This is a genomic window from Staphylococcus sp. IVB6181, from assembly GCF_025561445.1.
Lineage (GTDB): Bacteria > Bacillota > Bacilli > Staphylococcales > Staphylococcaceae > Staphylococcus > Staphylococcus simulans_B.
The window spans coordinates 470,062-492,724 of the sequence record NZ_CP095096.1 but is presented as its reverse complement, the minus strand read 5'-3'; the positions used below and the strand labels follow the sequence as shown (position 1 = coordinate 492,724).

The following is a 22,663-nucleotide window of genomic DNA, read 5'->3' as shown; positions in this document are numbered from 1 at the left end:
AATGTTAAAAATCGGACCTTATGAAATGGAATCAAGATTATTACTTGGAACTGGAAAATTTGATAATGAAGAAGTACAAACGAAAGCAATCGAAGCTTCAGGCACAAACGTACTGACATTTGCGGTACGTCGAATGAACTTATATGACAAAAACCTGCCTAACCCGCTTGCGAATGTCAACTTGAAAGATTTTGTGACTTTCCCGAATACTGCTGGTGCTAAAACTGTTGAAGAAGCAGTACGTATCGCAGAAATTGCTAAACATGCGGGTGTATGCGACATGATTAAAGTTGAGATTATCGGAGATGACGAAACATTATTGCCTGACCCGATTGCGACATACGAAGCATGTAAAATCTTACTAGAACGCGGCTATATTGTATGTCCTTATATCTCAGAAGATCCTGTACTCGCAAAACGTTTAGAAGAATTAGGTGTACACGCTGTAATGCCGTTAGCTTCGCCTATCGGTACCGGCCGCGGTATCAACAACCCGCTTAACTTAAGCTATATCATCAAAAATGCGAATGTACCGATTATCGTCGATGCTGGTATCGGCTCAGCTAAAGATGCGGCACAAGCGATGGAACTCGGTGCAGATGGTATCTTATTAAACTCAGCAGTTTCACGTGCCAAAGATCCTGTGAAAATGGCAGAAGCAATGAAACTTGGTGTAGAAGCTGGACGTTTAAGCTATGAAGCAGGCCGTATTCCTGTTAAATATACAGCACAAGCTTCAAGCCCTAGCGAAGGTTTAGGATTCCTATGATGCATCAGTCAGACAATATGCCTGACATCGATGAACGATATAGCCGCCAATCTCGCTTTGCGCCCTTTGGCGCACAAGGTCAAAAGGCACTTGAACAGACACATGTCATAGTAATGGGTGCCGGTGCACTCGGAAGCCATCTCGCAGAATATCTCGTGCGCATGGGTGTCGGCACATTGACTATCGTCGATATGGATATTGTTGAAATGTCCAACCTGCATCGTCAAACACTCTTTGATGAAACAGATGTGAAGGAAATGCGTCCTAAAGTCTTCGCACTCGAAAATAAATTAAAAGCGATTAATTCAAATGTAAAGATTCATCCCATCTACCAAGAAATTACGACGACCAATATCGAACGTATGATTTCAGAAGCACAACCTGATATTTTAATGGATGGCATGGACCACTTTGCGATTCGCTTCTTATTCAATGAAGTCTGTCACAAACTGAACCTGCCTTGGATATACGGCGCAGCAGTCGGAGGTAAAGGCTCTGTTTATGCGATTGATTATACAGGTCCTTGCTTGCGCTGTTTAATGGAAGAAGCACCTGAAACCGCTGAAAGCTGTGCAATCAACGGCGTTATTCCGCCTGTGATTATGCAAGTTGTCAGCTATCAGATCGCAGAACTGATGCGCTTTGTTTCAGGCAAAGGTTTCTCAGGCAAACTGATTACCGTGTCACCTTTTGATTTGAAGCAGCAAAGTATGGATGTCAGCCGTATGAAAAACCCGGATTGTCCAGTATGCAGTAAAGGGCAATATGATTACCTAGGCCGACATCAGCCTAAAAACATCGAAGGCAGCTGCGGTGACACTTATGTCTTTCGTTTCAAACCAGAACACTTTGACCATGCAGAATTATTTCCCGGGAAAATCAATAAAGCCAATCCTTACGTTAAACAATTAGAGGTCAACGGCTATCACGCAACATTATTCAAAGATGGACGTATGAATGTACATCATTTAGAAGATGACAACACAGCAGAAATGCTATATCAAAACTTATTAAAAACAATGAAATAATCCCTTAAAGAAGTGTACATTGATGATAAGATGTGCACTTCTTTCCTTTAAGTTATCTAGTATGGGGTATCCTATAATACATAGTCGAATTTATAACCATTTGTTCAAGCAAAGTGATTTTCTATAAGGAAGATACATATCCAGTCAAATACTTAGTAAGAATATTGATGTTATATGTAAAAATGATGGTTCTCCACCATTTGTGGTGGGTGAATAATTTAAAGAACTTAATTTTGATTGGAATTCTTCGAATTCTATCATTTAGACAACCATCCGATGTACGGGTCTGGTTGTCTTTTTCTTTTTGTTTTTAAATAAACTAAATACCAGCATTATACGGTTTCTTAAGTTATTAAAGCTTCTGTATCCATATGAAATTCGCTTAATTAACTTTATTTTATTGTTAATACCCTCTATTGCACCGTTATTTAATAAGGGATTGTAAATCGTATTTCGAAGTATTTCTTGGTGCTTTCTAAAAAATGTTACTACTTTCCATATGTTTTTACTGATTGAGTTTTTATCAACATCGTTCAAACGATTGATAAAATCTTTCCAATTACATAATTTTAAACTTTCGCGTAAATCATGTACTAGTTCGTATGAATTTTTTAACTTTTCATCTGTTTGAAGCATAAAATTCACTAGATCATAACCTTTTTTATAACATCTAAAGGAACCATCCCAAATACCATCCATCATGAAGAGTTTACGTTTGTCTGTTAAAAGAAGTCTCCATTTGTTCTTTAAAACAGGGTATTCCCTTCCTTCTTTGTCTTTATAACGATTCATTACTTCTCTGCGATAGAAGTTTAACTCTCTATTCATGTGCTGAACGATATGAAATCTATCAAAGATTATAGATGCATTAAAAAAGAGCTTTTTAAATAAGAATAAATAGGGTTCAAACATATCAATGGTAATTGTTTTAACTTTAAGTCTATTTTTTCGATCAAAGCGTTCAAAATAAGCTTTTAAATAACCCGAAGTTCTGTTTTCTAAGACATCTAGAAATTCATGTGTGTCATTGTTAATAAATATAAAACTCATTAAGCCAGTCACACTCTTTACACTTCTAAATTCATCCATTGCCAAATGTTCAGGTAGATTATCGAAAGGCTTGATAAGTAAAGTATTGACTGCTTTATTTCGAATACGACGTACTGTAGATGGAGAAACACAGTTGTCTTCTGCAGTATCTATTTCTGTTTTGACTTTCGTGGCTTCTTCAATTATTTTTTGATTCACATAATTAGAAATAAATCGTGTCTTATCTACGACATCAGTTTCAGCAGTAAAAGTTGTATTACACTCTAAACACTTAAAGCGCTGTTTGGCTAAGTTTAGATATGTATTATAGCCTTGAGTTTTAAGCAAGGTAATACGAGAAACTCGTTTACCATGCTTATGAATTTGTCCTTCATTTTTAATTCCGCAGCAAGGACAAGCCGAAGGCTTATACGTAAGTACAGCATTAACAACCGTAGACTTCTTTCCTTTTACTATTACATCAATATCTTGGCTAACAAATTTGATATTTTTATCTTTTATTCTTAGTATTTCTAATGTATCATTACACATAGGCGCACTTGTCTCCTTTAATTTGGGTTTGGTCACTTTAAATTATAGAGGCAATTGCGCTTTTTGTGTATCGAAAAAGGCGGGAAGTTTTACCTTCCCACCATAAAAGATGAAGAACCAAAATGATTTGAGTTCATTTACCTTATAGAATACAATTAAACTGTATAATTATTAATTGAGGGATGAAGCTATGGAAAGAGAGAAACGTCTTGAATTAATTAAATTATTGTTGAAGAACAATCGTATTTCGACAGTGCGTGAACTTGCGAAAATCATGGAAGAACAATACAACTTGATTTTCAGCATGACAACAGTCGCAAAGGACCTGCAGCAATTAAATGTGACTAAGGTGCCTAACGGCTCTGAACCATCTTATTATGTGTTGCCTGAAAAGAGCGCTGCGAATACGTTTCGAGAAGCTTTCAAGAAATATCGTGATGACAGTATCAATTCCATTATTGTGAAAGACAGCTATATTTTAATTAAGACAGAACCTGGTTTTGCGCGTACGATTAATTACTGCATCGACCAAATGCAGCTGCCGCATGTGCTTGGCACAGTCAGCGGCAATGACGTCATTATGATGTTGATGAAATCACATGAAGAAGCAGAATATATCCGCTATTTATTGTTAAAACCATAAAAGCAACGGAGGATCAGATGCACACTTATGCACCTGATCCTCCGTTTTATTGTTTTACTGTTTTATTATTTCATCATTTTAATGCCTTGTTTATAATGATTTGCTTACTGTCCACGTTTGATGATTCTTCAGTACTAGATTTCTCTTGCTTAAATCTCTGATGATATGACTCGCTTTTTCTCGCGATACGCCTGCTAATTCACTCAGCAATGTGACGGTCATAATTTTGTCCATTTCATAATAAGCGCCATGATCGGTACCTACTGTTTCGCACATGACACGCAATGTATTAACGACCTTTTGTTCAGCATTGCGTCCAAGCAGTGCCATATTGCGCTCGATACTTTGCTGTGCTTCCATACGCATTAAGTCATAGATTTTAATAAACGTATCTTCATTATTCTTGCATAGGTATTCGATGACGTTCTTTGGAACTCTGACGATTAAACTGCTCGTTAAAGCGGTACAAGATTCATGGTAATGGTCTGAATGGAATAAATGATTCAATGGAAACATAGTGACCGGCTTATTTAATAATAGGTAGTCATCTCCGTTTTCATTGAGCAGCTCTCTAGAAACATAACCCTCTAAGAGTAAATAAATGCTGTCTGCTTCTGATCCTTGATAGTAAATCACTTGTCCCTTTTCATAATTTCTCACATAAATCTCAGAAAGATGAGGAACAATCAGTCCTGAGGGTACTTCTAGTATTTTAGATAATGCTTGTATCGATGTTTGGTAAGCTTCAGTACTATTGCTCATACACGTTCACCTCATCTCTTTATCGTTTAATAATGAATGTGCGTTCGTTTTGCGCAAAGGCTCAAAAAGCCTTGCAAGCATTGTTATTATTGTATCATATTCAAGGCAGTCCACACATTCTTATGTATAAAAACAGCAGCCTACAGGAGGTGGAGTAACCTGTAAGCTGCCATTTCTGATGTTATATCAGGATCATGCGCAAGGGAGCTTTAGAAGACACTTACCGCACCGCTGAATAATCTTATTAAACCTAAGATGGCAAAGATTACAATGAATCCCATTAACACATAGTCTCTTGTGATAAGTTTGATACCGTTGTTCTTTTGAACAAACATGTAAACGAAAAGTCCTGGTACATATAACAGCATTGTCAACAGCAAGTAGTCCACACCCGCTGCGTAAATGAGCCAGATAGCATATATAGATGCGATAATACCTACGGCCATTTGTACTGTGCTGTTGCGATCTTGTTGTAATGTATATTTGAATTGATAGAATGCACTGAATGCATAAGGTACCAAGATGGCACTAGATGCGAGTGAGAATGCGAATTGGTACGCACTATCAGTGAATAACATACTTACTAAGAATAATTGTACTAAGATATTCGTGATTAATAATGAGTTGACAGGTGCGCCGTTTGCGTTTTGTTTCGCAAACCATTTAGGGAACATTTTATCTTTCGCAACGATGAATGGTAATTCACCTGCAAGCAATGTCCAACCTAACCAAGCACCGAGTACTGAGATGATTAAACCAATGTTTGTCACAACTGAACCCCAAGGGCCGACGATGTGTGCTAATAATGCTGCCATTGATGGGCTGCTTAATTCAGAGATTTGGTTTTGTTCGATAACACCTTGTGCAAGTACTGTTAATAAGAAGTAGATGACTAATACAATCAATAGACCAAGTACTGTTGCTGTCCCTACGTCTTTTTTAGTTTTCGCACGGCCAGAGAATACGACCGCACCTTCAATACCTGTAAATACCCAAACAGTGATCAACATTGTACTCTTAACTTGTTCCATGATGTTAGAGAAGTTAATCGGTAATGCAATGTTGTCTTTCATTCCTGCAAATCCAGCCATAAAAGTGTCAAAGTTGAATGCGACAATCATACATACAATCGCAAGGAAGATAGGAATCAATTTAGCCACTGTTACGATACTGTTGATTAATGCGGCAGTTTCGACTCCGCGCAAGATCAGGAAGTGTACACCCCATAGTAAGATGGAGGCTACGATAATACTAGGAAGTGTGTTGCCGCCTTTGAATATCGGGAAGAAGTTGCCGACTGCTGACATCAGCAACGTAGCATAAGCGACGTTTCCTAAGAATGCTGCGAACCAGTATCCCCATGCACTAGAGAAACCGACGAAGTCACCGAAACCTGCACGTGCGTAACTGTAAATACCGCCGTCTAAATCCGGTCGTTTATTTGTTAAATTCTGGAAGACGAATGCGAGTGATATCATACCGACTGCGGTAATAATCCAACCGATAATAATCGCCAATCCGCCGGCATTGCTGCCCATGTCTGAAATAATATTGAAGGCACCGCCGCCGATCATTGAACCAATGACCAAACCGATTAAAGCCGTTTTATTGAGTTTATTTTGTTCTCCGCTCATTTTCAAAACTCCTTTAATGCTCGAGATTGCCTCAAAGCATGTCTTGTCAATTTATTTAATTTTTTGACGCTATACTGCTTTAATTGATGTTAAGGGCATGTGCCTCTTGCTCATTTTCAAAATCATAGGCCATGTTTTAAACACGTTGCCGTGAATAGGTATCATTTTTATTTCAAAGCAGTATTTCAATCTAAAGGCAAAGCTTTAAGTGATGACGTCGAACCACTTCTATTGATGCAATCCTTACCACTTAAAGCGTTGCTGTATTCAGATTTAGATATCTTCACGGTATAGCGGTTGACTCATGCAACGTGGGCCCCCGCGTCCGCGAACCAATTCACTACCAGTGATTTCAATAACTTTAATACCTTTGTCGCGTAATAATTGGTTTGATACATAGTTACGGTCATAAGTGACAACAACACCTGGACGGATAGTCAATGTGTTAGAACCATCATTCCATTGTTCACGAGGACCAACGATTGTGTCGCCGTTACCAGTAGGAATGAATTCGATATGATCTAAGTGCAATGCGTCTTTTAATGTTTCTTTCAAGTCTGTAGTACGTGTGATAGTAATATCTTTTCCATCTTCTGTTGGCTCAAGAGTGAAGATATTCATATCGTCGCCTTTTTTCTCGATTGCTGAGTGAATTGTGAATTTATCGTAGTCAATCATTGTAAATACTGTGTCTAAGTGCATGAATGCACGTGTATTCGCAATTTCAATTGCTACAACTTTTTTAATTTTAGATTCAGGGTTCGCAAAGATTTGGCGTGCTAATTTTTCAATTGCTTGTGCTGATGTTCTTTCAGAGATACCTACTGCTACAACTTCTTCAGAAAGCACTAATTCGTCTCCGCCTTCAATGTTGTAATCAGAGTTTCTGTCTAACCATACAGGTACATCTGCATCTTTGAATCTTGGGTGATGTTTTAAGATATAAGTGAAGAAGATAGATTCTCTGCGACGTGCCGGCCAGAACATACGGTTGATTGTCATACCATTTCCGATTGATGCTTGCGGGTCACGTGTAAAGTAAAGGTTAGGCATTGGGTTCATATAGAATGGATAAGAGTCATCTAGGTATTCCACTAAGTGTGATTTACCAGTTTCAACTTCTTCTTTACGTACACCTGCCATTACTTTTTCAACTAAGTCTTGGTTATTTAAACCATCGAATAATTTTCTAACTGCATCTTCATGTCCTAATAATGTGTCTTCAGATTCAGCTAAAACGTCTTCAATGAATTGTTTGCGCACTTCAGGATCTTCAATTGCTTCTGCTGCTAAGTCTTCAAGGTATACAACTTCTACACCTTCATCGCGTAGCACTTGTGCAAATTTATCATGCTCTTCTTGCGCTACTTTCAAGTACGGGATATCATCAAATAACAATCCTTCTAGATACTCAGGTACTAAATTTTCTAATTCTTTCCCAGGGCGTTTAAGCAATACCGTTTTCAATTTACCGATCTCACTGTTTACTTTAATTGGATGTTCATTCATTTGTGAAACCTCCTTGTTTTATTTATCTATAGTGTAAGCCCTTTCAACTATTGCTCATGTGAATTAAATCACATTATAAGTGTTTTATATTTCACACTTATTCTTTTATTCATTGCATGTTTTTGTATATTTAATACATTTTCATGGGTTTTACATGCATAAAAAACGAATAATCCCTTGATTTACAGAGTCATAATTCTCAAATAAAATATTTTATTCATTTTTTAGAGAATCTATGCATTATCCTTATTCGATTTCACTTATGTGGCTGAATTAACACCATAAACCCACAATCCTAATGAGGGCGCAAGAATAAAATTGAGCATTACTTTATAAACAATCCCTCCTAATGTGGCTATACCCTGCTAACGCAGAAATACAGATAATTTACATTATTTTAAAATTGCACATAATATAGCTTAAAAAAACAAGGAAACTGCATATGCAATTTCCTTGTTGAACCTTTCCTATTGAGTTGTATGTCACACTTTAATCCACACTTCAACACAAGTCTCCGCTGATTGATTAACGATTTGAATCTTAATCAATGAACGCTCTTCTTTCAAGTTCATCCATAGTTGATCTGTTCGATGCATCATCTTCTTGTATTTCACTTCTATTTCTTGAACAGTGTTTAAATTTTCTTGATGCTTAGACAATGTCTCTAATGCGGCCATTACAATATAGTCGCCCGGCAAAATATGGTTTTGAAGATGTATCGGGTTATAATCATTCACTTGTTTCAAATAATCTAATACATCTTCCCAGTCTATAGCTAAAGGAATATATTGAGATGATATTGTTGAAGGGTTGCTTGGTTGTTTTGCCTTTTGTTCTATCTTAAATGATGAATCAGGCTGTTCAATGAATGTTGTTGTTATTTCCATACACGTTTTATTGTCACGCAATGATGTCATTGTAAGTACATAACAGTAGTGTGTAAACTGTCGAAGTTTCCTTTGTGATCTGCAAATTAATTCTGCTTCATAGCTTTCCCCTTCAATTAAAGGTGCATATTGACAGATGACTTTGTTTCTTAAAATCAAAGGTGCTTGGTGCTGTTGTTGAAAGTCATCAAAAGCATGCCATACCTTCGTCAGATAAAAGGCATCTAGATTTAATGAACGATGCGCTGATTTCGGCGATTCCCATATCAATGTTTGTTTCATTTAATCTTCTGCCTTTTCAAATAAGGTTGCGATACCTAAACCGCCTCCGATACCAATTGCGGCTAACAATTGATTACCCGGGGAATAAGTTTGAATAGAAAGCAGACGTGCTACTAAATTAGCACCGCTGGCACCGTAAGGATGTCCTTCTGCTAAAGCACCGCCGAACGGATTTACTTTTTGTTCATCTAATCCTAATAAATCTATCGAAGCTAATACTTGAGAACTGAATGCTTCATTAAACGCTGTCCAATCTATATCAGCAACTGACAGATTACGGCGCATCAATAATTGTTCTGTTGCTGGAACAGGACCGATGCCGAGTAGTTTAGGATTCACCCCTGCAGTTTGTGCATCTGTAAATTTAAGTAAGGGCTTTAAGCCTAAAGCTTCTGCTTTTTCTTTCGACATAATCAACACTAATGCGGCACCATCGCTTTTCGGACATGCATTCCCTACTGTAACAGTTCCGTCTTTAAATAATGGTTTTAAACGTAATAACCGTTGCGCTGTCATCTTTTGTTTTGGTGATTCATCTTGCGTTACTGCTTCGCCATGAACCGTTAACGGTACAATTTCTTGCTGGATTTGGGATTGATAAGCAAAGTATTGATGATGACTGCGTGCAGCCCATGCATCTTGGCGTTCTCGCGAAACTTGATAAACTTGTGCGACATTTTCAGCTGCTTCTAACATACTCGGATCTCCCATAGTTTCTGGTGTGAACGGTGCACGTTCATAAATCTCTGGAGGATGTTTCTCATACAGTGATTGCGGTTTTTGAATTTTCCAAGGTGCACGGCTGACAGACTCGACACCGCCAGCTAAATAGATGTCGCCTGCGCCAGCTTGTACCATATGGCATGCGATATTGACAGCTTCTAAACCTGAACCGCATTGGCGATCTACTGTCATACCTGGAATATGATATGAAAGGCCAGCATGCAGCAGTGATTTGCGTGCGATATTACCGCCGTTGCCGACTGTATTGCCTATAATGACATCATTAATATTTTCTGCAATAGCAGGATGCAGCTGTGTCATATGCTTTATCAACGGTTGAAGCAAGTCTTCTGGTTCTAAGTGTTTGAATAAGCCTCCGTATTGACCGATAGGCGTACGTTTTACCTCAATAATCACTGCTTCTCTCATTATGATTGCCTCCCGTATTTTTCAATCATTTGCTGACGTGCAACTTTACCGCTGGAAGTCCAGAGCATTTCTGGAACTCTAATAAATCGCATCGGTACTTTATAACGTTCTAAATGATTGCGTAATATTTGTTTCACTTCACGAATCTCTAAATCCGTTTCTGATTGATAGTAAGCAATCAGTACTTCTCCAAGTTCATAATGCGGTACGCCATTAACCATAACATGTTGAATCGGTGTCGTTTCAGTAATCACACGTTCAACTTCTTCAGGATAGACATTCATACCGCCGACAATGACCTTATTATTTACACGACCTTCTAAAATCAGTTCTTGGTCATCTGTCATTCTGGCATAGTCTCCTGTCGCAATGGTATCTTTGCTTGAAATAGATTCAGCGCCTACATAACCTGAAAAGACCATTTCGCTTTGTACGTGCAGCTGACCGACTTGTTTAGAATCAGGCAATTGCTTTCCGCTGTCATCTGTTAATATAACTTTCACGCCTTTAAATAACTTTCCGACATTTTTCGGTGCGTAATCTGTTACATGGTGATATGAAATAAAACTCGCTTCACTCGTACCGAAGAATTCAATCACTTGTGCATTCGGCAGTTTCTGTTTGAATTTCTGAATGGTATGCGGTTCTAACTTTGCGCCTGAAGATAAAAACGTTACTGAAACTTCGGATAATTGTTTCGCATCAAAATGTAATAGCTGTTCTAGTACCGAAGGTACAATAAAAACGGCCGCACCATTTTGTTCTTGTAATTGATGCAGCAGCTGCACAGGGTGATAATCCATCTGCATATAGCATGTCAATTCTGAATGATAAGCATACATCATCGCATAAAGCGTTAAAGAATGAGCCAATGGCCCCGGTGCAATAATACAAGAAGGCTTCGTCTCTAAAATTGCATCGTTGGCATCATAACTGACATCCCATGAATGACGATTGCGGTAATAGGCTTTAGGCATGCCAGTTGTGCCTGAAGTAAAACCAATGTGCAATAAGCCATCTGGCGGCATATGCAATTCATGCAGTTCCTCTGAAGCTTCTGCTTCATTTAATTGTTCCAGTCTGACTGTATGTACATCTTCAATCTGTTTATCCGCAATCACTTGTGTCACTTGGTAATGCGCTAATATTTCATGCAGCTGTTCGGATGTCCATTTTGAATCTAATACCACAGGCAAGTAGCCTGCCCCTTGAATTGCTTGATAAACACGCATAAATTGAGCGGGATCTTGTATTAAAATACCGATACGTTCATGTGCTGCCCATTGTTGTATAAACGGTACATCTGATTTCAAATAATGATTCAGCTCTGACTGTGTTAATCGGCTTGCTTCAGTTTGAACCACATTCAAAGACATTGTCTTTCCACCTTCCTCTTTGCTATAAAATAATCATTTTTATTTTAGCATATTTCCTTTAAATCAATCTTAATTAGTACAAATTTAAATATAAAATACTTTTGATTCCTTATATCCACGTCACTAAAATTATTGTATACTAACCTTGAATAAGAATTTAGAAAAAGTTTTTTTACAAATAAAATAAGATGACCCACATCCTATTTTATTCACATACAATGTTTTATCCTCTCAAACTAGAAGTATCATCTTAAGAAATGGAGGTCGTTTATGGAACAAGCACATAGAATATTGAGCATCTATACACGTCTGATTCAGCAAAAAGTGGTTAATAAGCACGAACTTTCAAATGAATGGGGTGTCTCTTCGAGAACGATACAGCGTGATATCGATAATATTCGGAATTTTCTATATGACACCGATGAATGGCATGGTTACCGAAAAGAAATCACCTATAATCATAGAATGGGCACCTATGAAATGGACAGTTCGATTTCCAATCACGAAGTTTCGCTGTATTTCTTGCTGGCGCTATTAGAAACCGTTTCACCTGAAATCGATCAGCATCTCTACAATTATTTAGAATTACTGATTACAACCTTCCATACCCAACATGAAACAGAATTACGTACACATTTATCCAAACTAAAGGTTGTTAAGCGGTATGAACAGTTAAGTAACATTGTACTTGCTTCTAGAGCGATTCACACCTCTCGCAAGATCTATGTGGATTCAAATAAAGAAATTACTCCTATCGGAATCCAGTATAATAACTTCACTTTCAAACTAATGTATAAGATAGACGATCATATTCAATCCACAGATTTAAACCAAAAAACCATCACTCTGAGTCCTAACCATTTTCATGCTCAATCTATTTATAACACGATTCACTGGGTTACGTTTGAACTTGTGCCTGAGCTTTACCAATTAATCCGTCATAAATACCCGCATGAAATTATTAAATTAGTAGATAAAAAGTATTATGTCATCCGTATCAAAATGTGTGTAGAAGACGCGATTAACTTTTGTTTCACTGCAAGAAATCAAGCACGTCTCATAGGACCAGAAAGTACGTATCAAATTGTGATGAAGGAATTATTAAAACTCCAAGAGTCTTATCTGTTTACGCGTTTAAGCAACAGCGAATATTAACCCGCTAGCTGCAAGTACTCAAAACAATGAGTATCTGCAGCTTTTTTCATTTTCAGTTCTTTCCTATATATATGAATTCTAGATATTCTCCCACTACATAGTCATGAACAACAAGATAATTATAGCAATGTTATTCATCAGGTCATCTTATGACATTATGTGTCATACACTGTGGATAAGAGCAAAACAATTTAATAAAAAAACGTATTCATTTTTCTAATAAATGAAAATACGTGTCTATAGGCGTTGTGTAGAATTAATACATAAGCAATTTATATTTATTTCATCTTTGTAAGTCTATCAATGTATACTCACTTTATTTAGGAGGATTAGAAAATGAAAAAGAAACAAATATTTTCTTTACGCAAATTTTCTGCGGGTATTGCATCAGTTTCATTAGGGACACTTGTATTTTTAGGGGGAAGCCAAGCTGTAAATGCGGAAACACAAGACTTGAACCAAGCAACTCAAGAAGCTTACAACACGATCAATAACTTGCCAAGTCTGTCTGACGCACAAAAAGATGCGTACAATCAGCAAATTTTAGTTGAAAGCGGGCAAAACAGCACACAAAAATTCGATGCTATTTTAGCTGATGCTCAAAACATGAATTCACAAAACGCACAAGCACAACAAGCGGCAGCTGAAGAATTGAATCAAAAAACTGCAGATGCTTACGCAGTCATCAACAACTTGCCTAGTCTGTCTGATGCACAAAAAGATGCATTCAACCAACAAATCTTAGTCGAAAGCGGACAAAACAGCACGCAAAAATTTGATGCTATCTTAGCTGATGCTCAAAACTTGAACGATCAAAACGCACAAGCACAACAAGCTGCAGTTGAAGAGTTAAACCAAAAAACTGCAGATGCTTACGCAGTCATCAACAACTTGCCAAACTTATCGGATGCACAAAAAGATGCATTCAACCAACAAATCTTAGTCGAAAGCGGACAAAACAGCACACAAAGATTCGACGCTATCTTAGCTGATGCTCAAAACTTAAATGCACAACAAGCTTCTGCTGAAGAACAAGCTCCAGCCGAAGAACAAACACCAACTGAAGAACAAGCACCTACAGAAGAACAAGCTCCTGCTGAAGAGAATAAAGCAGAAGACAAAACAACAGATGAAACTACAACAAAAGAAGATAAAGCAGCTGAAGAGAATGCAAAAGCTGATGATAAAGCAGAAGCGCCAAAAGCTGACGAGGCGCAATCATTAGATGAAAAAGCTGAAAAAGCACATGATGCAATCGACAAATTAGAAAACTTATCTCAAAAACAAAAAGATACTTTCCATACACAAGTTGCCAAATCCCAAAAAAAAGAGAAAGGTTCTAAAATCGAAGCTATCTTAGCTGATGCTAAACAATTAAATGATCAAGCTGATGCTGTGAAAGATACAAAAGCACCAGCAGCTGCTGCTAAAGAACAAGCTGCTGCTGAAGCAACAAAAGCTGATGGCAAAAAAGAAGAAAACAAAGTAAAAGAATTACCTGCGACTGGTGAAAATGATCAAGTATTATTCGGATTGCTTTCAGGTTCACTATTTGCAAGTGCAGGAACTTTATTCTTATTGAATGCACGTCGTCGCAACGAAAAATAATTAAGTATAATCCCTCTATTTGTAATAAGTCTTAAAAAATAACTCCCCAATATCCCTTTGAAGTCTGGCAAATGATTTGTCAGGCTTCTCTCTTTGACAGCAAAATTAAGTATTCCACTTATAAATCAACTATAAGTGTCATAATATGTCACTCTATGAATGAAAACAAGCGTTAAATTTACATAAAATTTTCATAATATTTTGTATAGTGCACATATCCGTCTATGTATGTTGTGTAAAATAGTTACATATCTATATATTATCCATATATTTATCACTGTTACTATGCATAGTTACTATAGGAGGAATAACATCATGAAGAAAAAACAACTATTTTCTTTACGTAAATTATCAGTCGGTATCGCATCTGTATCATTAGGTACAGCATTAGTATTCGGAGGAAGCAGTGCACAAGCCGAAACTCAAAGCAGCCCTGCTCAAGCTGCTTATCAAAAAGTAGACGCTTTACAACACTTAACACCTCAAGAAAAAGCAAACTTCAAAAAACGTATCGAACAAAGTGCTCAAACTCAACAACCACCTGTTGAAGCAGTACTTAACGATGCAGTTCAAGCAGACCAAGCAAACGCTAACCAAGCTGCTGTTAAAAAACAAGTTCAAACTGCTCAAAATGTAGCTAAAGAACAAGTTAAAAAAGCACAAGCTGAAGTTAACAAATTAGCTAACATCTCTAAAGAAAACAAAGCTATCTACAATGCTAAAATTGCTAAAGCTGGTGTAGCTGAAATCCCTGGTATCGTTAAAGATGCTAAAGCAGTAGATGCTCAAGTTCAACTTGCTAAAAATGCTGCTAAAGAACAAGAACAAAAACAAAAAGCTGCAGGTCAAACTCAACGCTCAATCGACGCATTGAAAAACCTTTCAGCTAAAGAAAAAGCTGGTTTCCACAAACAAGTTCTTAGAAACGTTGAAGTTGGACAATCAACTGAACCAGTTCTTAAAGACGCTAAACAATTAGATGCAATCAATGGTGCTACAGCTAAAATCGCTGCTTTACACAACTTAACTGACCAACAAAAAAATGGTTTCTACAACCAAGTGAAACGTAATGCACAAGTTGGTGCTGCTGTTGAATCTGTAGTTAAAGATGCTACACAACTTGATAAAATCAACGGCGAAGAAAAAATGTTAAAGAAAACCATTCACAAGACGCACCTAAAACTACTCAAGATTTAGCTCAACACGCTTTTGATACTATCAGCGGTTTAACTAACTTAACTGATCAACAAAAAGGTGCTTTCAACAAACAAATCAACAGCGACATCGCTAACAACAACTCTGCTAACCTTGAAAACATCTTAAACAACGCTAGAGTCTTAAATGCTAAAAACGCTAAAGACAAAAACGTTAAAGAAGATCATTCACAAGATGCACCTAAAACTACTCAAGATTTAGCTCAACACGCTTTTGATACTATCAGCGGTTTAACTAACTTAACTGATCAACAAAAAGGTGCTTTCAACAAACAAATCAACAGCGACATCGCTAACAACAACTCTGCTAACCTTGAAAACATCTTAAACAACGCTAGAGTCTTAAACGCTAAAAATGCTAAAGACAAAAACGTTAAAGAAGATCATTCACAAGATGCACCTAAAACTACTCAAGATTTAGCTCAATACGCTTTTGACACTATCAGCGGTTTAACTAACTTAACTGATCAACAAAAAGGCGCATTCAATAAACAAATCAACAGCGACATCGCTAACAACAACTCTGCTAACCTTGAAAACATCTTAAACAACGCTAGAGTCTTAAATGCTAAAGACAAAAACGTTAAAGAAGCAGGTTCTTCACAAGCTCTTTCTAAAGCTGTTTTAGATAAAGCAAACGCAGCACACAAAGCTGTAGCTGCTTTGAAAAACTTAACACCTGCAGAAAAAGCTGCTTTCCAAACTGAAATTGCTGAAGCTGCACACCAAGGAAAAGATTTACAAGCAATTGTTAAAGCTGCTAAAGATGCAGACGCATTAAAAGCTAAAGTTGTTAAAAAAGATGATAAAAAAGCAACTACTACAACTCCTGCTAAAACTACAAATAAAGTAGATAACTCAGGAAAAACTACTGGTAAAGACCAAGTAACTAAAGACGGTAAAAAAGCACCTGCTCAAGGCGTAAAAACTCCTCAAAAAGCTGCAGACCAAAAAGCTGCTGCTGCTCAAAAAGCTAAAGACGCTAAAAAACAATTACCTGCAACTGGTGAACAAGATCAAGTATTATTCGGTTTACTTTCTGGTTCAGTAATCGCAAGTGCTGGTACATTATTCTTATTAAATGCACGTCGTCGTAAAGAAAACGAATAATCAATTCATTATTCTTTCCATAATTTAACCCACCTATAACAAAACCCGACTGGGAAATAGTTTAACACCGTTTCTCGTCGGGTTTTCGTTTATTTCTTTTAATTTAAAGTGCTGTGTAGCCTCCATCAATTGTAAAAACACTACCTTGTGCAAATGATGATGCATCTGAGGCTAAGTAAACAACTATGCCGCCTAGTTCTTCAGGTAAACCAGGTCGTCCCATAGGAGTGAAGCCCATCCAATCATCAATCATTGCTCCTCCTTGTTCAAAAAATGGTTTAGTCAATTCTGTTTTCATATATCCTGGTGCAATCGTATTTACTTTAATATTATATTTTGACCATTCCATCGCTAAACTTTTAGTCAACATAATTACGCCTGCTTTTGAAGCATTGTATGAACATTGTTCTTGGGGTTTATTAGCAATAATACCTGACATACTTGAAATATTAATAATATTGCCATAGCCTTGTTCAATCATTTGACGGCCAACTGCTTGGGCAACTAAAAAGACTCCATTTAAATTTAAATTAATCACTTTGTTCCATTGTTCATAAGTCATTTCTTCGGCTTTAGCATTTATAGTCATTCCAGCATTATTAATCAAAATATCAATTTTACCAAACTCATCTACAACATCATCCACCATTTTTTGGACATCATCAGGATTTGTAACGTCTACTTTTAATGATGTTGCCTTAACACCCTCAGTTTCTCGAATAGTTGTTGCAGTAGCTGCAGCAACATCTTCTTGGATATCTGCAATCACAATATTTGCACCTGCTTGTGCAAGTGCTGTTGCCATTGCTTGTCCTAATCCCATTGCTCCTCCAGTTACAATTGCTACTTTATCATCTAATCTGAACTGTTCTAAAATATTCATATAAATCACCTTTCTATTTATTTTTGTAGTGATGGTTGCTTAACTTTCATAAAGAAGGTCAAAACAAATCCTATACAATAGATAGCCGCATAGACCCAAATTGTTGTTAAAGCATTACTAAACATAAGTACTATTGTTGCTATTGCAGGTCCTAAGAAGTTACTTAACCCTGCTGATAAATTGTGAATTGAAACAGCTGCACCTTTATGTGTCGGCTCAAGTGTAGGGAATATTGCGGACATCGGTACAAATGCTGCTACAGCAAATCCAAATGCAATTGCAACGATACATGTTATCCAAAAATTAGGTCCGAACCACAACGGTACATAGTAAAATGCTAGTGTAGAAACTGCCATACCTATACAGCCAAACCACCTTATTTGCTTAACCCAACCAATTTTATCACCAACAATCCCCCAAAATAGGTTAGTAAAAATTGTCACAATATACATGAAGCCCCAAATTTGAAGCCATTGAGATGTACTGAATCCAAAGTCATCAGTAAATACCGATGGCATGAAAGCAACTAAACCAAATAAAGAAAGCTGATTAATAATTCGAACTACACATGCAATTGCAATTTGAGGGTTGCGTAATATTGTCACGCCTCGAAGTATTTCACCAAACATCTCTTTAGCATTGAGTTTATCACTTTCTTTAACTTTACCTTTTTGATCTTTAACTAAGAAAAATGCCATTAAACCGCCTATTGCAATAAAGATTATTGAACTCCACAGTGTTCCCATGAATCCAATAAACGGTATTGTAAAGCTTGGTAAGTAAGAACCTAATACTCCAATACCTACTGAATACATAGCTCAAAACCATCCCATTGCAGATGCAAGGCGTTGCGGTGGAGCAGAGTATGTAATCCATACAAAAAAACTGTAGATAAACATCGGATAAGCTAGTCCTCGGATACTATACATAATTACCATCATCATATAGTTTTGTGTCTCTAAGCCCAAAACTAAAAATCCTACATGGAACACTATCCATGTTATAAATGCAAAAGTCATCAATCGTCTTGGACTGAATACTTCTGCTAAAACACCGGATAACCATGATGCAATCGCTACAACCAGCCCGTACGTTGTGAGTACTGTAGAAGCTTGGCTAGCACTGAAGCCTATATGTTGTATGTACTTAGATAAGAATGCTTGTTCAATACCATCACCGGTCATGAATACAGCGACTGCCACATAACCCCATATTAAAGTCATGGGCAGTCCTAAAAACTGTTTCGATTGATTTCTCTCTATAGTTTTCAATTTATTCACCTTCATCTATTTTTCTGACTTAAAATCTTCAAAATATTGCTCCGCATTTCTTTCAAGCGGTAAACCTGCTTCAAATCGTTGAACATAGTTTTTAAAGCTTTCTATATCTTCTTGTTTAGGGTTGATGACTAGGTCATCTGTGCCTTTGAATGCTTGTTGGTTAAGATAGTCCGATAACTTTTTATCGTTTCCGTCTACTAGGTAGCGTGCAAGCACAGCAATACCCCAAGCACCACCCTCGCTTGCCGTCTGCATAACACTGACCGGACTTTCTAACGCTGCAGCTAAGAAGCTCTGTGCAACGCGTTCTGTCTTGAAGATACCGCCATGTCCAATCATACTGTCTATTTCGAGTGCTTCATTTTGTTTTAATAAATCAATACCGATTTTCAGCGTACTGAACGCACTGAAGATATGTGTTTTCATCACATTCGCTAAGTTGAATTGACTGTCTACACTGCGGATGAACATAGGATAACCTTGTTTGACATCAGTGATGAATTCACCAGATACATAACCATAAGAAAGCAAGTGTCCTAAAGCCTCATCACCTTCTAATGCTTTCTCAAACATACGTGTAAACAGGTCTTCTTTTGTATATTTTGTCCCCATGGTATCTAATACTTCCGCAAAGAGATTCATCCATGCATTGATATCAGAAGTACAGTTATTAGCATGAATCATTGCGACCTCATCACCGGCTGGTGTTGTGACTAAATCTACTTCAGGATATAAACGTTTAAGCTGATGATCTAATACAATCATAGAGAAGATGCTTGTTCCGGCAGATACATTACCCGTTCTTGGTGCTACACTGTTCGTTGCGACCATTCCAGTCGCCGCATCTCCTTCAGGTGCACACATAGGACAACCCGATTCTAACTCATGATTCGGATCAATAAGTTTTGCGCCGATTTCTGTCAGATACCCTGCATCCTCGCCAGATGTTAAAACCTTAGGCAGCACATCACGCACATCTTGTGTATAGCCTTGTGCATGATACAGCTCATTAAAATGGTCTAATAAATCTTCACGAAAAGCATGTGTCTTAGGATCAATTGGGAACATACCTGAAGCATCGCCCACACCTAATACACGTTCTCCAGTGAGATACCAATGTACATAACCTGATAAAGTAGTCATGTAACGGACTTTGCTTGTATGCGGTGCATCTTGAAGTGCTGCATCATAAAGCTGCGCTATACTCCATCGTTCAGGTATATTCACACCGAAAGCTTCTGTTAATTGTCTTGCGGCATCATGCGCATTATTATTTCTCCAAGTACGAAACGGAACGAGTAAATCATCCTTTTCATCAAATGCAAGATAACCATGCATCATACCGCTGATACCCAATGATTGAATTTGTTTAACCGTTGTACCATATTCTGCTTTAATCGCATCTGTCATGGCACTGTAGCTGATCTGCAGGCCATTCCATACATCATTTAATGAATAGGTCCAAAATCCATCTTTAAACACGTTCTCCCATTCAAACGATCCCGTCGCTATTGTTTCACATGCTTCGTTTACTGCGACTGTTTTAATACGTGTCGAACCTAATTCAATCCCCACACTGATATTGCCTGCTTCAATTTGTTGTTTGATAGTATTCACTGTATCCACCTACTCTTAATTATCAATTTAAGGCAAACTCTATGTATATGTTAGCGTTTGCATAAATATTAGAGTAACAAGTAAGCGTTGTCAATATAATCACACTCCAGTGTATATATTTACACAATAACTTTCTAGTTACTTTATATTTTGTGTGCATATTTAAGTTATAATCACTTGTTTTGTTTTTTTATTTAGAGTGACCACAAATTAATGAGGATAATAGAAAAAATGGTCTGCCCCCATCAAAGAAGCAGACCTGATTTACCTTATACTTTTCTATAGCGTTTTAATCCTACAATGTTCAGTGTAGTAAAGACGAGAATAAACAGCAGCAGCATTCCCACATCAAACCAGAAGTCTCCGATACCTTGTGCTTTAATCATGATTTTAGTCAAAGCATCTCCTGCATAACGTAATGGGAATAAATATCCGATACTTGCGATAAAGCGGTTCACATTATCGAGCGGAATAATACCCGAGAATAAAACTTGCGGAACTACAATTATCGGAATGAATTGCAGCATTTGAAATTCTGAATTTGCAAATGTAGATATGAATAATCCCATAGATAATGCGGCGAAGGCGATAAGTATGTTAATCAACAGTACCCATAATAAATTGCCTGCCATCTCGACTTTCAATAAGTATATTGAGAATAAGACAATAATCAATGTTTGTACGACCGCAAAGATACCATAGCCTGCAAGATAACCAAAGACAATCTCGCTGCGCTTAACAGATGTCGCAAGGATACGTTCTAGTGTCCCTGAAGTACGCTCTCTTAATAAAGCAATACCTGAAATCAAGAAGACAAATAAGAATACAAAGAACCCCATTAAGATTGGGAACATTTTATCAAAATAACTGCTGTCTTGATCACCGTATAAATAATGTGCTTTTAATGACGGCATCTCAGATTGTGCTGTTGATTGTTTAGGCTTGTCTCCAGGCATTTGAGACATTTTTGTTTGGATAGATTTCATTTGATGTTCGACTGTCTGCATTTTCTCTTTTTGAAGCGCACTTGCGAGTAATTGTTTTACAGCCGACGTTTTACTTGGATTTTCGTTGGTATAAGTAACTACTAGCTGGTCACCTTTCTTCTCCACATAAGCATCTAAATGATGTTGTTCGATTACATCTTGTACCTTGTTGGTCTTTTGGTACGTATGTGTATGTGCTTTATCATCAGGCAAAGCATTAACAAGCGAATGCGGTACGTCTTTCGCAAAACCGATTTCTAATTGTTCTTCATTATCGCTGTTAAACAAGAAGAACATAATCGTAAGGATGACTAAAGGGACAAGAAACATCAGTGCCAATGTTCTTTTATCACGGATTAAGTCTGTAATAACACGTTTTAATATCGCTTTAAATCTCATGCCCTTTCGCCTCCTCTGCTTTTAAGAACACTTCTTCGATACTTTGTGCATTGAATTTTTGTTTCAAGTCTTTTGGAGAGCCTAAGGCAAAGATTTCGCCATCCACTAACAATCCGACTTGGTCGCATCGTTCCGCTTCGTCCATAACATGTGTAGTCATCAGTATGGTTTGACCTTGTTTTGCGAGTTGGCGCAATTCATGCCAGATTTTTTGACGCAGACTCGGGTCAATCCCTACAGTCGGTTCATCTAAAATCAACAAATCCGGATGACCTAATAATGTGACCGCTAAAGAGAGTCTGCGTTTCATACCGTCTGAAAACTGATGGACAATTTGCGTCAATTTATCTTCTAAATCCACCAACTGCATATAACGCTTGATTTCATCATTGAGCTTTTGTCCTGACAAACCTTTCAGATTCCCAAAGAACACTAAATTCTCTTTTGCGCTTAAATTTTCATAAAGAGCAAGGGTCTGTCCCATATAACCGACATGGCTCAATACCTTTCGATTCGGCATAGGCTGGTCATAGATTTCAGCTTCCCCTTTATCCAAAGCTTCCATACCCAGCCAGCATTTAATTGCGGTCGTTTTACCTGATCCGCTTGGACCGATTAGTCCCATAATTTGACCTTTCTTTAAAGCAATCGATATATCTTCAAGTACTTTTTGTTTACCAAAAGCTTTATGTGCATGCGCTAACTGTGCTACAACTTTATCCAATTGCATCCCCTCATTTCTTTACTTTGCATCTCTTACCTTCATTATAATAGATTTGTACATAAAC

At 37.4% G+C, this 22,663-nt stretch carries 18 protein-coding genes and 2 pseudogenes; 8 read left to right on the top strand and 12 right to left on the bottom strand.

What is annotated here, in order from left to right:
- The first annotated feature begins 1 nt into the window (after nucleotide 1).
- On the top strand, nucleotides 2-769 hold the full coding sequence (locus tag MUA90_RS02105) for a thiazole synthase (RefSeq protein ID WP_262588023.1): 768 nt from the start codon (nucleotides 2-4) through the stop codon (nucleotides 767-769).
- The gene (locus MUA90_RS02100; RefSeq protein WP_262588021.1) at nucleotides 769-1,797 is read left to right on the top strand and encodes a ThiF family adenylyltransferase; all 1,029 of its coding nucleotides are present in this window, start codon (nucleotides 769-771) and stop codon (nucleotides 1,795-1,797) included. The genes MUA90_RS02105 and MUA90_RS02100 overlap by 1 nt, the downstream gene beginning before the upstream one ends.
- A 261-nt stretch (nucleotides 1,798-2,058) precedes the next feature.
- Here the strand turns inward: MUA90_RS02100 and MUA90_RS02095 are convergent, their stop codons facing one another.
- Complete coding sequence (locus tag MUA90_RS02095) at nucleotides 2,059-3,378, bottom strand: ISL3 family transposase (RefSeq protein ID WP_262586250.1); 1,320 nt, start codon at nucleotides 3,376-3,378, stop codon at nucleotides 2,059-2,061.
- A 190-nt stretch (nucleotides 3,379-3,568) separates the two neighbouring features.
- On the opposite strand from MUA90_RS02095, the gene MUA90_RS02090 reads away from it, so the two are divergent.
- Complete coding sequence (locus tag MUA90_RS02090) at nucleotides 3,569-4,021, top strand: arginine repressor (protein ID WP_262588020.1); 453 nt, start codon at nucleotides 3,569-3,571, stop codon at nucleotides 4,019-4,021.
- Nucleotides 4,022-4,111: 90 nt separating this feature from the next.
- Here the strand turns inward: MUA90_RS02090 and MUA90_RS02085 are convergent, their stop codons facing one another.
- The 6 genes from MUA90_RS02085 to MUA90_RS02060 all read right to left on the bottom strand — a co-directional run bounded on the left by MUA90_RS02085 (nucleotide 4,112) and on the right by MUA90_RS02060 (nucleotide 11,623).
- Nucleotides 4,112-4,783, bottom strand: coding sequence for a Crp/Fnr family transcriptional regulator (locus MUA90_RS02085; protein WP_105994171.1), 672 nt, complete (start codon nucleotides 4,781-4,783; stop codon nucleotides 4,112-4,114).
- 209 nt (nucleotides 4,784-4,992) lie between these two features.
- The gene (gene arcD, locus MUA90_RS02080; RefSeq protein ID WP_398577365.1) at nucleotides 4,993-6,417 is read right to left on the bottom strand and encodes an arginine-ornithine antiporter; all 1,425 of its coding nucleotides are present in this window, start codon (nucleotides 6,415-6,417) and stop codon (nucleotides 4,993-4,995) included.
- 273 nt (nucleotides 6,418-6,690) lie between these two features.
- Nucleotides 6,691-7,926 (bottom strand): arginine deiminase, encoded by a 1,236-nt coding sequence (arcA, locus tag MUA90_RS02075; RefSeq protein WP_262588016.1) that lies wholly within the window; start codon nucleotides 7,924-7,926, stop codon nucleotides 6,691-6,693.
- A gap of 482 nt (nucleotides 7,927-8,408) precedes the next feature.
- Entirely contained in the window at nucleotides 8,409-9,095 is a 687-nt protein-coding gene (locus MUA90_RS02070) for a hypothetical protein (RefSeq protein WP_262588014.1), read from the bottom strand.
- Entirely contained in the window at nucleotides 9,096-10,247 is a 1,152-nt protein-coding gene (locus MUA90_RS02065; protein WP_262588012.1) for a thiolase family protein, read from the bottom strand. It lies immediately after the preceding gene.
- Nucleotides 10,247-11,623 carry an AMP-binding protein gene (locus MUA90_RS02060; protein WP_262588011.1) on the bottom strand — a complete coding sequence of 459 codons (1,377 nt, stop codon included), beginning with the start codon at nucleotides 11,621-11,623 and terminating at the stop codon, nucleotides 10,247-10,249. The genes MUA90_RS02065 and MUA90_RS02060 overlap by 1 nt, the downstream gene beginning before the upstream one ends.
- A 270-nt stretch (nucleotides 11,624-11,893) precedes the next feature.
- Here MUA90_RS02060 and MUA90_RS02055 point away from each other — a divergent pair, with 270 nt between their 5' ends.
- From MUA90_RS02055 to MUA90_RS13945, 5 genes and pseudogenes are all read left to right on the top strand, one after another.
- Complete coding sequence (locus MUA90_RS02055) at nucleotides 11,894-12,778, top strand: helix-turn-helix transcriptional regulator (protein WP_262588010.1); 885 nt, start codon at nucleotides 11,894-11,896, stop codon at nucleotides 12,776-12,778.
- 336 nt (nucleotides 12,779-13,114) lie between these two features.
- Nucleotides 13,115-14,386, top strand: coding sequence for a YSIRK-type signal peptide-containing protein (locus tag MUA90_RS02050; protein ID WP_262588008.1), 1,272 nt, complete (start codon nucleotides 13,115-13,117; stop codon nucleotides 14,384-14,386).
- A 315-nt stretch (nucleotides 14,387-14,701) separates the two neighbouring features.
- Nucleotides 14,702-15,583: an MSCRAMM family adhesin SdrC gene (locus tag MUA90_RS02045; protein ID WP_262588006.1), complete on the top strand. Its 882-nt coding sequence runs from the start codon at nucleotides 14,702-14,704 to the stop codon at nucleotides 15,581-15,583.
- A gap of 14 nt (nucleotides 15,584-15,597) precedes the next feature.
- Nucleotides 15,598-15,720 (top strand): annotated as a pseudogene (locus tag MUA90_RS14025) (hypothetical protein); the annotation flags it as partial.
- Nucleotides 15,703-16,710 (top strand): LPXTG cell wall anchor domain-containing protein, encoded by a 1,008-nt coding sequence (locus MUA90_RS13945; protein WP_398577378.1) that lies wholly within the window; start codon nucleotides 15,703-15,705, stop codon nucleotides 16,708-16,710. The pseudogene MUA90_RS14025 and the gene MUA90_RS13945, both read left to right, overlap by 18 nt.
- 103 nt (nucleotides 16,711-16,813) lie before the next feature.
- Here MUA90_RS13945 and MUA90_RS02035 read toward each other — a convergent pair whose 3' ends face one another.
- The 5 genes and pseudogenes from MUA90_RS02035 to MUA90_RS02015 all read right to left on the bottom strand — a co-directional run bounded on the left by MUA90_RS02035 (nucleotide 16,814) and on the right by MUA90_RS02015 (nucleotide 22,605).
- Nucleotides 16,814-17,593: a glucose 1-dehydrogenase gene (locus MUA90_RS02035; RefSeq protein WP_262588004.1), complete on the bottom strand. Its 780-nt coding sequence runs from the start codon at nucleotides 17,591-17,593 to the stop codon at nucleotides 16,814-16,816.
- A gap of 17 nt (nucleotides 17,594-17,610) precedes the next feature.
- A pseudogene (locus MUA90_RS02030) lies at nucleotides 17,611-18,879 on the bottom strand (MFS transporter).
- Nucleotides 18,880-20,490 carry a xylulokinase gene (locus tag MUA90_RS02025; protein ID WP_262588003.1) on the bottom strand — a complete coding sequence of 537 codons (1,611 nt, stop codon included), beginning with the start codon at nucleotides 20,488-20,490 and terminating at the stop codon, nucleotides 18,880-18,882.
- A gap of 269 nt (nucleotides 20,491-20,759) precedes the next feature.
- Nucleotides 20,760-21,875: an ABC transporter permease gene (locus MUA90_RS02020; protein ID WP_262588001.1), complete on the bottom strand. Its 1,116-nt coding sequence runs from the start codon at nucleotides 21,873-21,875 to the stop codon at nucleotides 20,760-20,762.
- Nucleotides 21,865-22,605 (bottom strand): ABC transporter ATP-binding protein, encoded by a 741-nt coding sequence (locus MUA90_RS02015; protein WP_398577364.1) that lies wholly within the window; start codon nucleotides 22,603-22,605, stop codon nucleotides 21,865-21,867. The genes MUA90_RS02020 and MUA90_RS02015 overlap by 11 nt, the downstream gene beginning before the upstream one ends.
- Nucleotides 22,606-22,663: the final 58 nt, after the last annotated feature.

Bases quoted from the DNA above. Each gene is read 5' to 3' on its own strand.
- MUA90_RS02105 (WP_262588023.1), top strand. From the start codon at position 2: ATGTTAAAAATCGGACCTTATGAAATGGAATCAAGATTATTACTTGGA.
- MUA90_RS02100 (WP_262588021.1), top strand. From the start codon at position 769: ATGCATCAGTCAGACAATATGCCTGACATCGATGAACGATATAGCCGC.
- MUA90_RS02095 (WP_262586250.1), bottom strand. From the start codon at position 3,378: ATGTGTAATGATACATTAGAAATACTAAGAATAAAAGATAAAAATATC.
- MUA90_RS02090 (WP_262588020.1), top strand. From the start codon at position 3,569: ATGGAAAGAGAGAAACGTCTTGAATTAATTAAATTATTGTTGAAGAAC.
- MUA90_RS02085 (WP_105994171.1), bottom strand. From the start codon at position 4,783: ATGAGCAATAGTACTGAAGCTTACCAAACATCGATACAAGCATTATCT.
- arcD (WP_398577365.1), bottom strand. From the start codon at position 6,417: ATGAGCGGAGAACAAAATAAACTCAATAAAACGGCTTTAATCGGTTTG.
- arcA (WP_262588016.1), bottom strand. From the start codon at position 7,926: ATGAATGAACATCCAATTAAAGTAAACAGTGAGATCGGTAAATTGAAA.
- MUA90_RS02070 (WP_262588014.1), bottom strand. From the start codon at position 9,095: ATGAAACAAACATTGATATGGGAATCGCCGAAATCAGCGCATCGTTCA.
- MUA90_RS02065 (WP_262588012.1), bottom strand. From the start codon at position 10,247: ATGAGAGAAGCAGTGATTATTGAGGTAAAACGTACGCCTATCGGTCAA.
- MUA90_RS02060 (WP_262588011.1), bottom strand. From the start codon at position 11,623: ATGTCTTTGAATGTGGTTCAAACTGAAGCAAGCCGATTAACACAGTCA.
- MUA90_RS02055 (WP_262588010.1), top strand. From the start codon at position 11,894: ATGGAACAAGCACATAGAATATTGAGCATCTATACACGTCTGATTCAG.
- MUA90_RS02050 (WP_262588008.1), top strand. From the start codon at position 13,115: ATGAAAAAGAAACAAATATTTTCTTTACGCAAATTTTCTGCGGGTATT.
- MUA90_RS02045 (WP_262588006.1), top strand. From the start codon at position 14,702: ATGAAGAAAAAACAACTATTTTCTTTACGTAAATTATCAGTCGGTATC.
- MUA90_RS02035 (WP_262588004.1), bottom strand. From the start codon at position 17,593: ATGAATATTTTAGAACAGTTCAGATTAGATGATAAAGTAGCAATTGTA.
- MUA90_RS02020 (WP_262588001.1), bottom strand. From the start codon at position 21,875: ATGAGATTTAAAGCGATATTAAAACGTGTTATTACAGACTTAATCCGT.
- MUA90_RS02015 (WP_398577364.1), bottom strand. From the start codon at position 22,605: ATGCAATTGGATAAAGTTGTAGCACAGTTAGCGCATGCACATAAAGCT.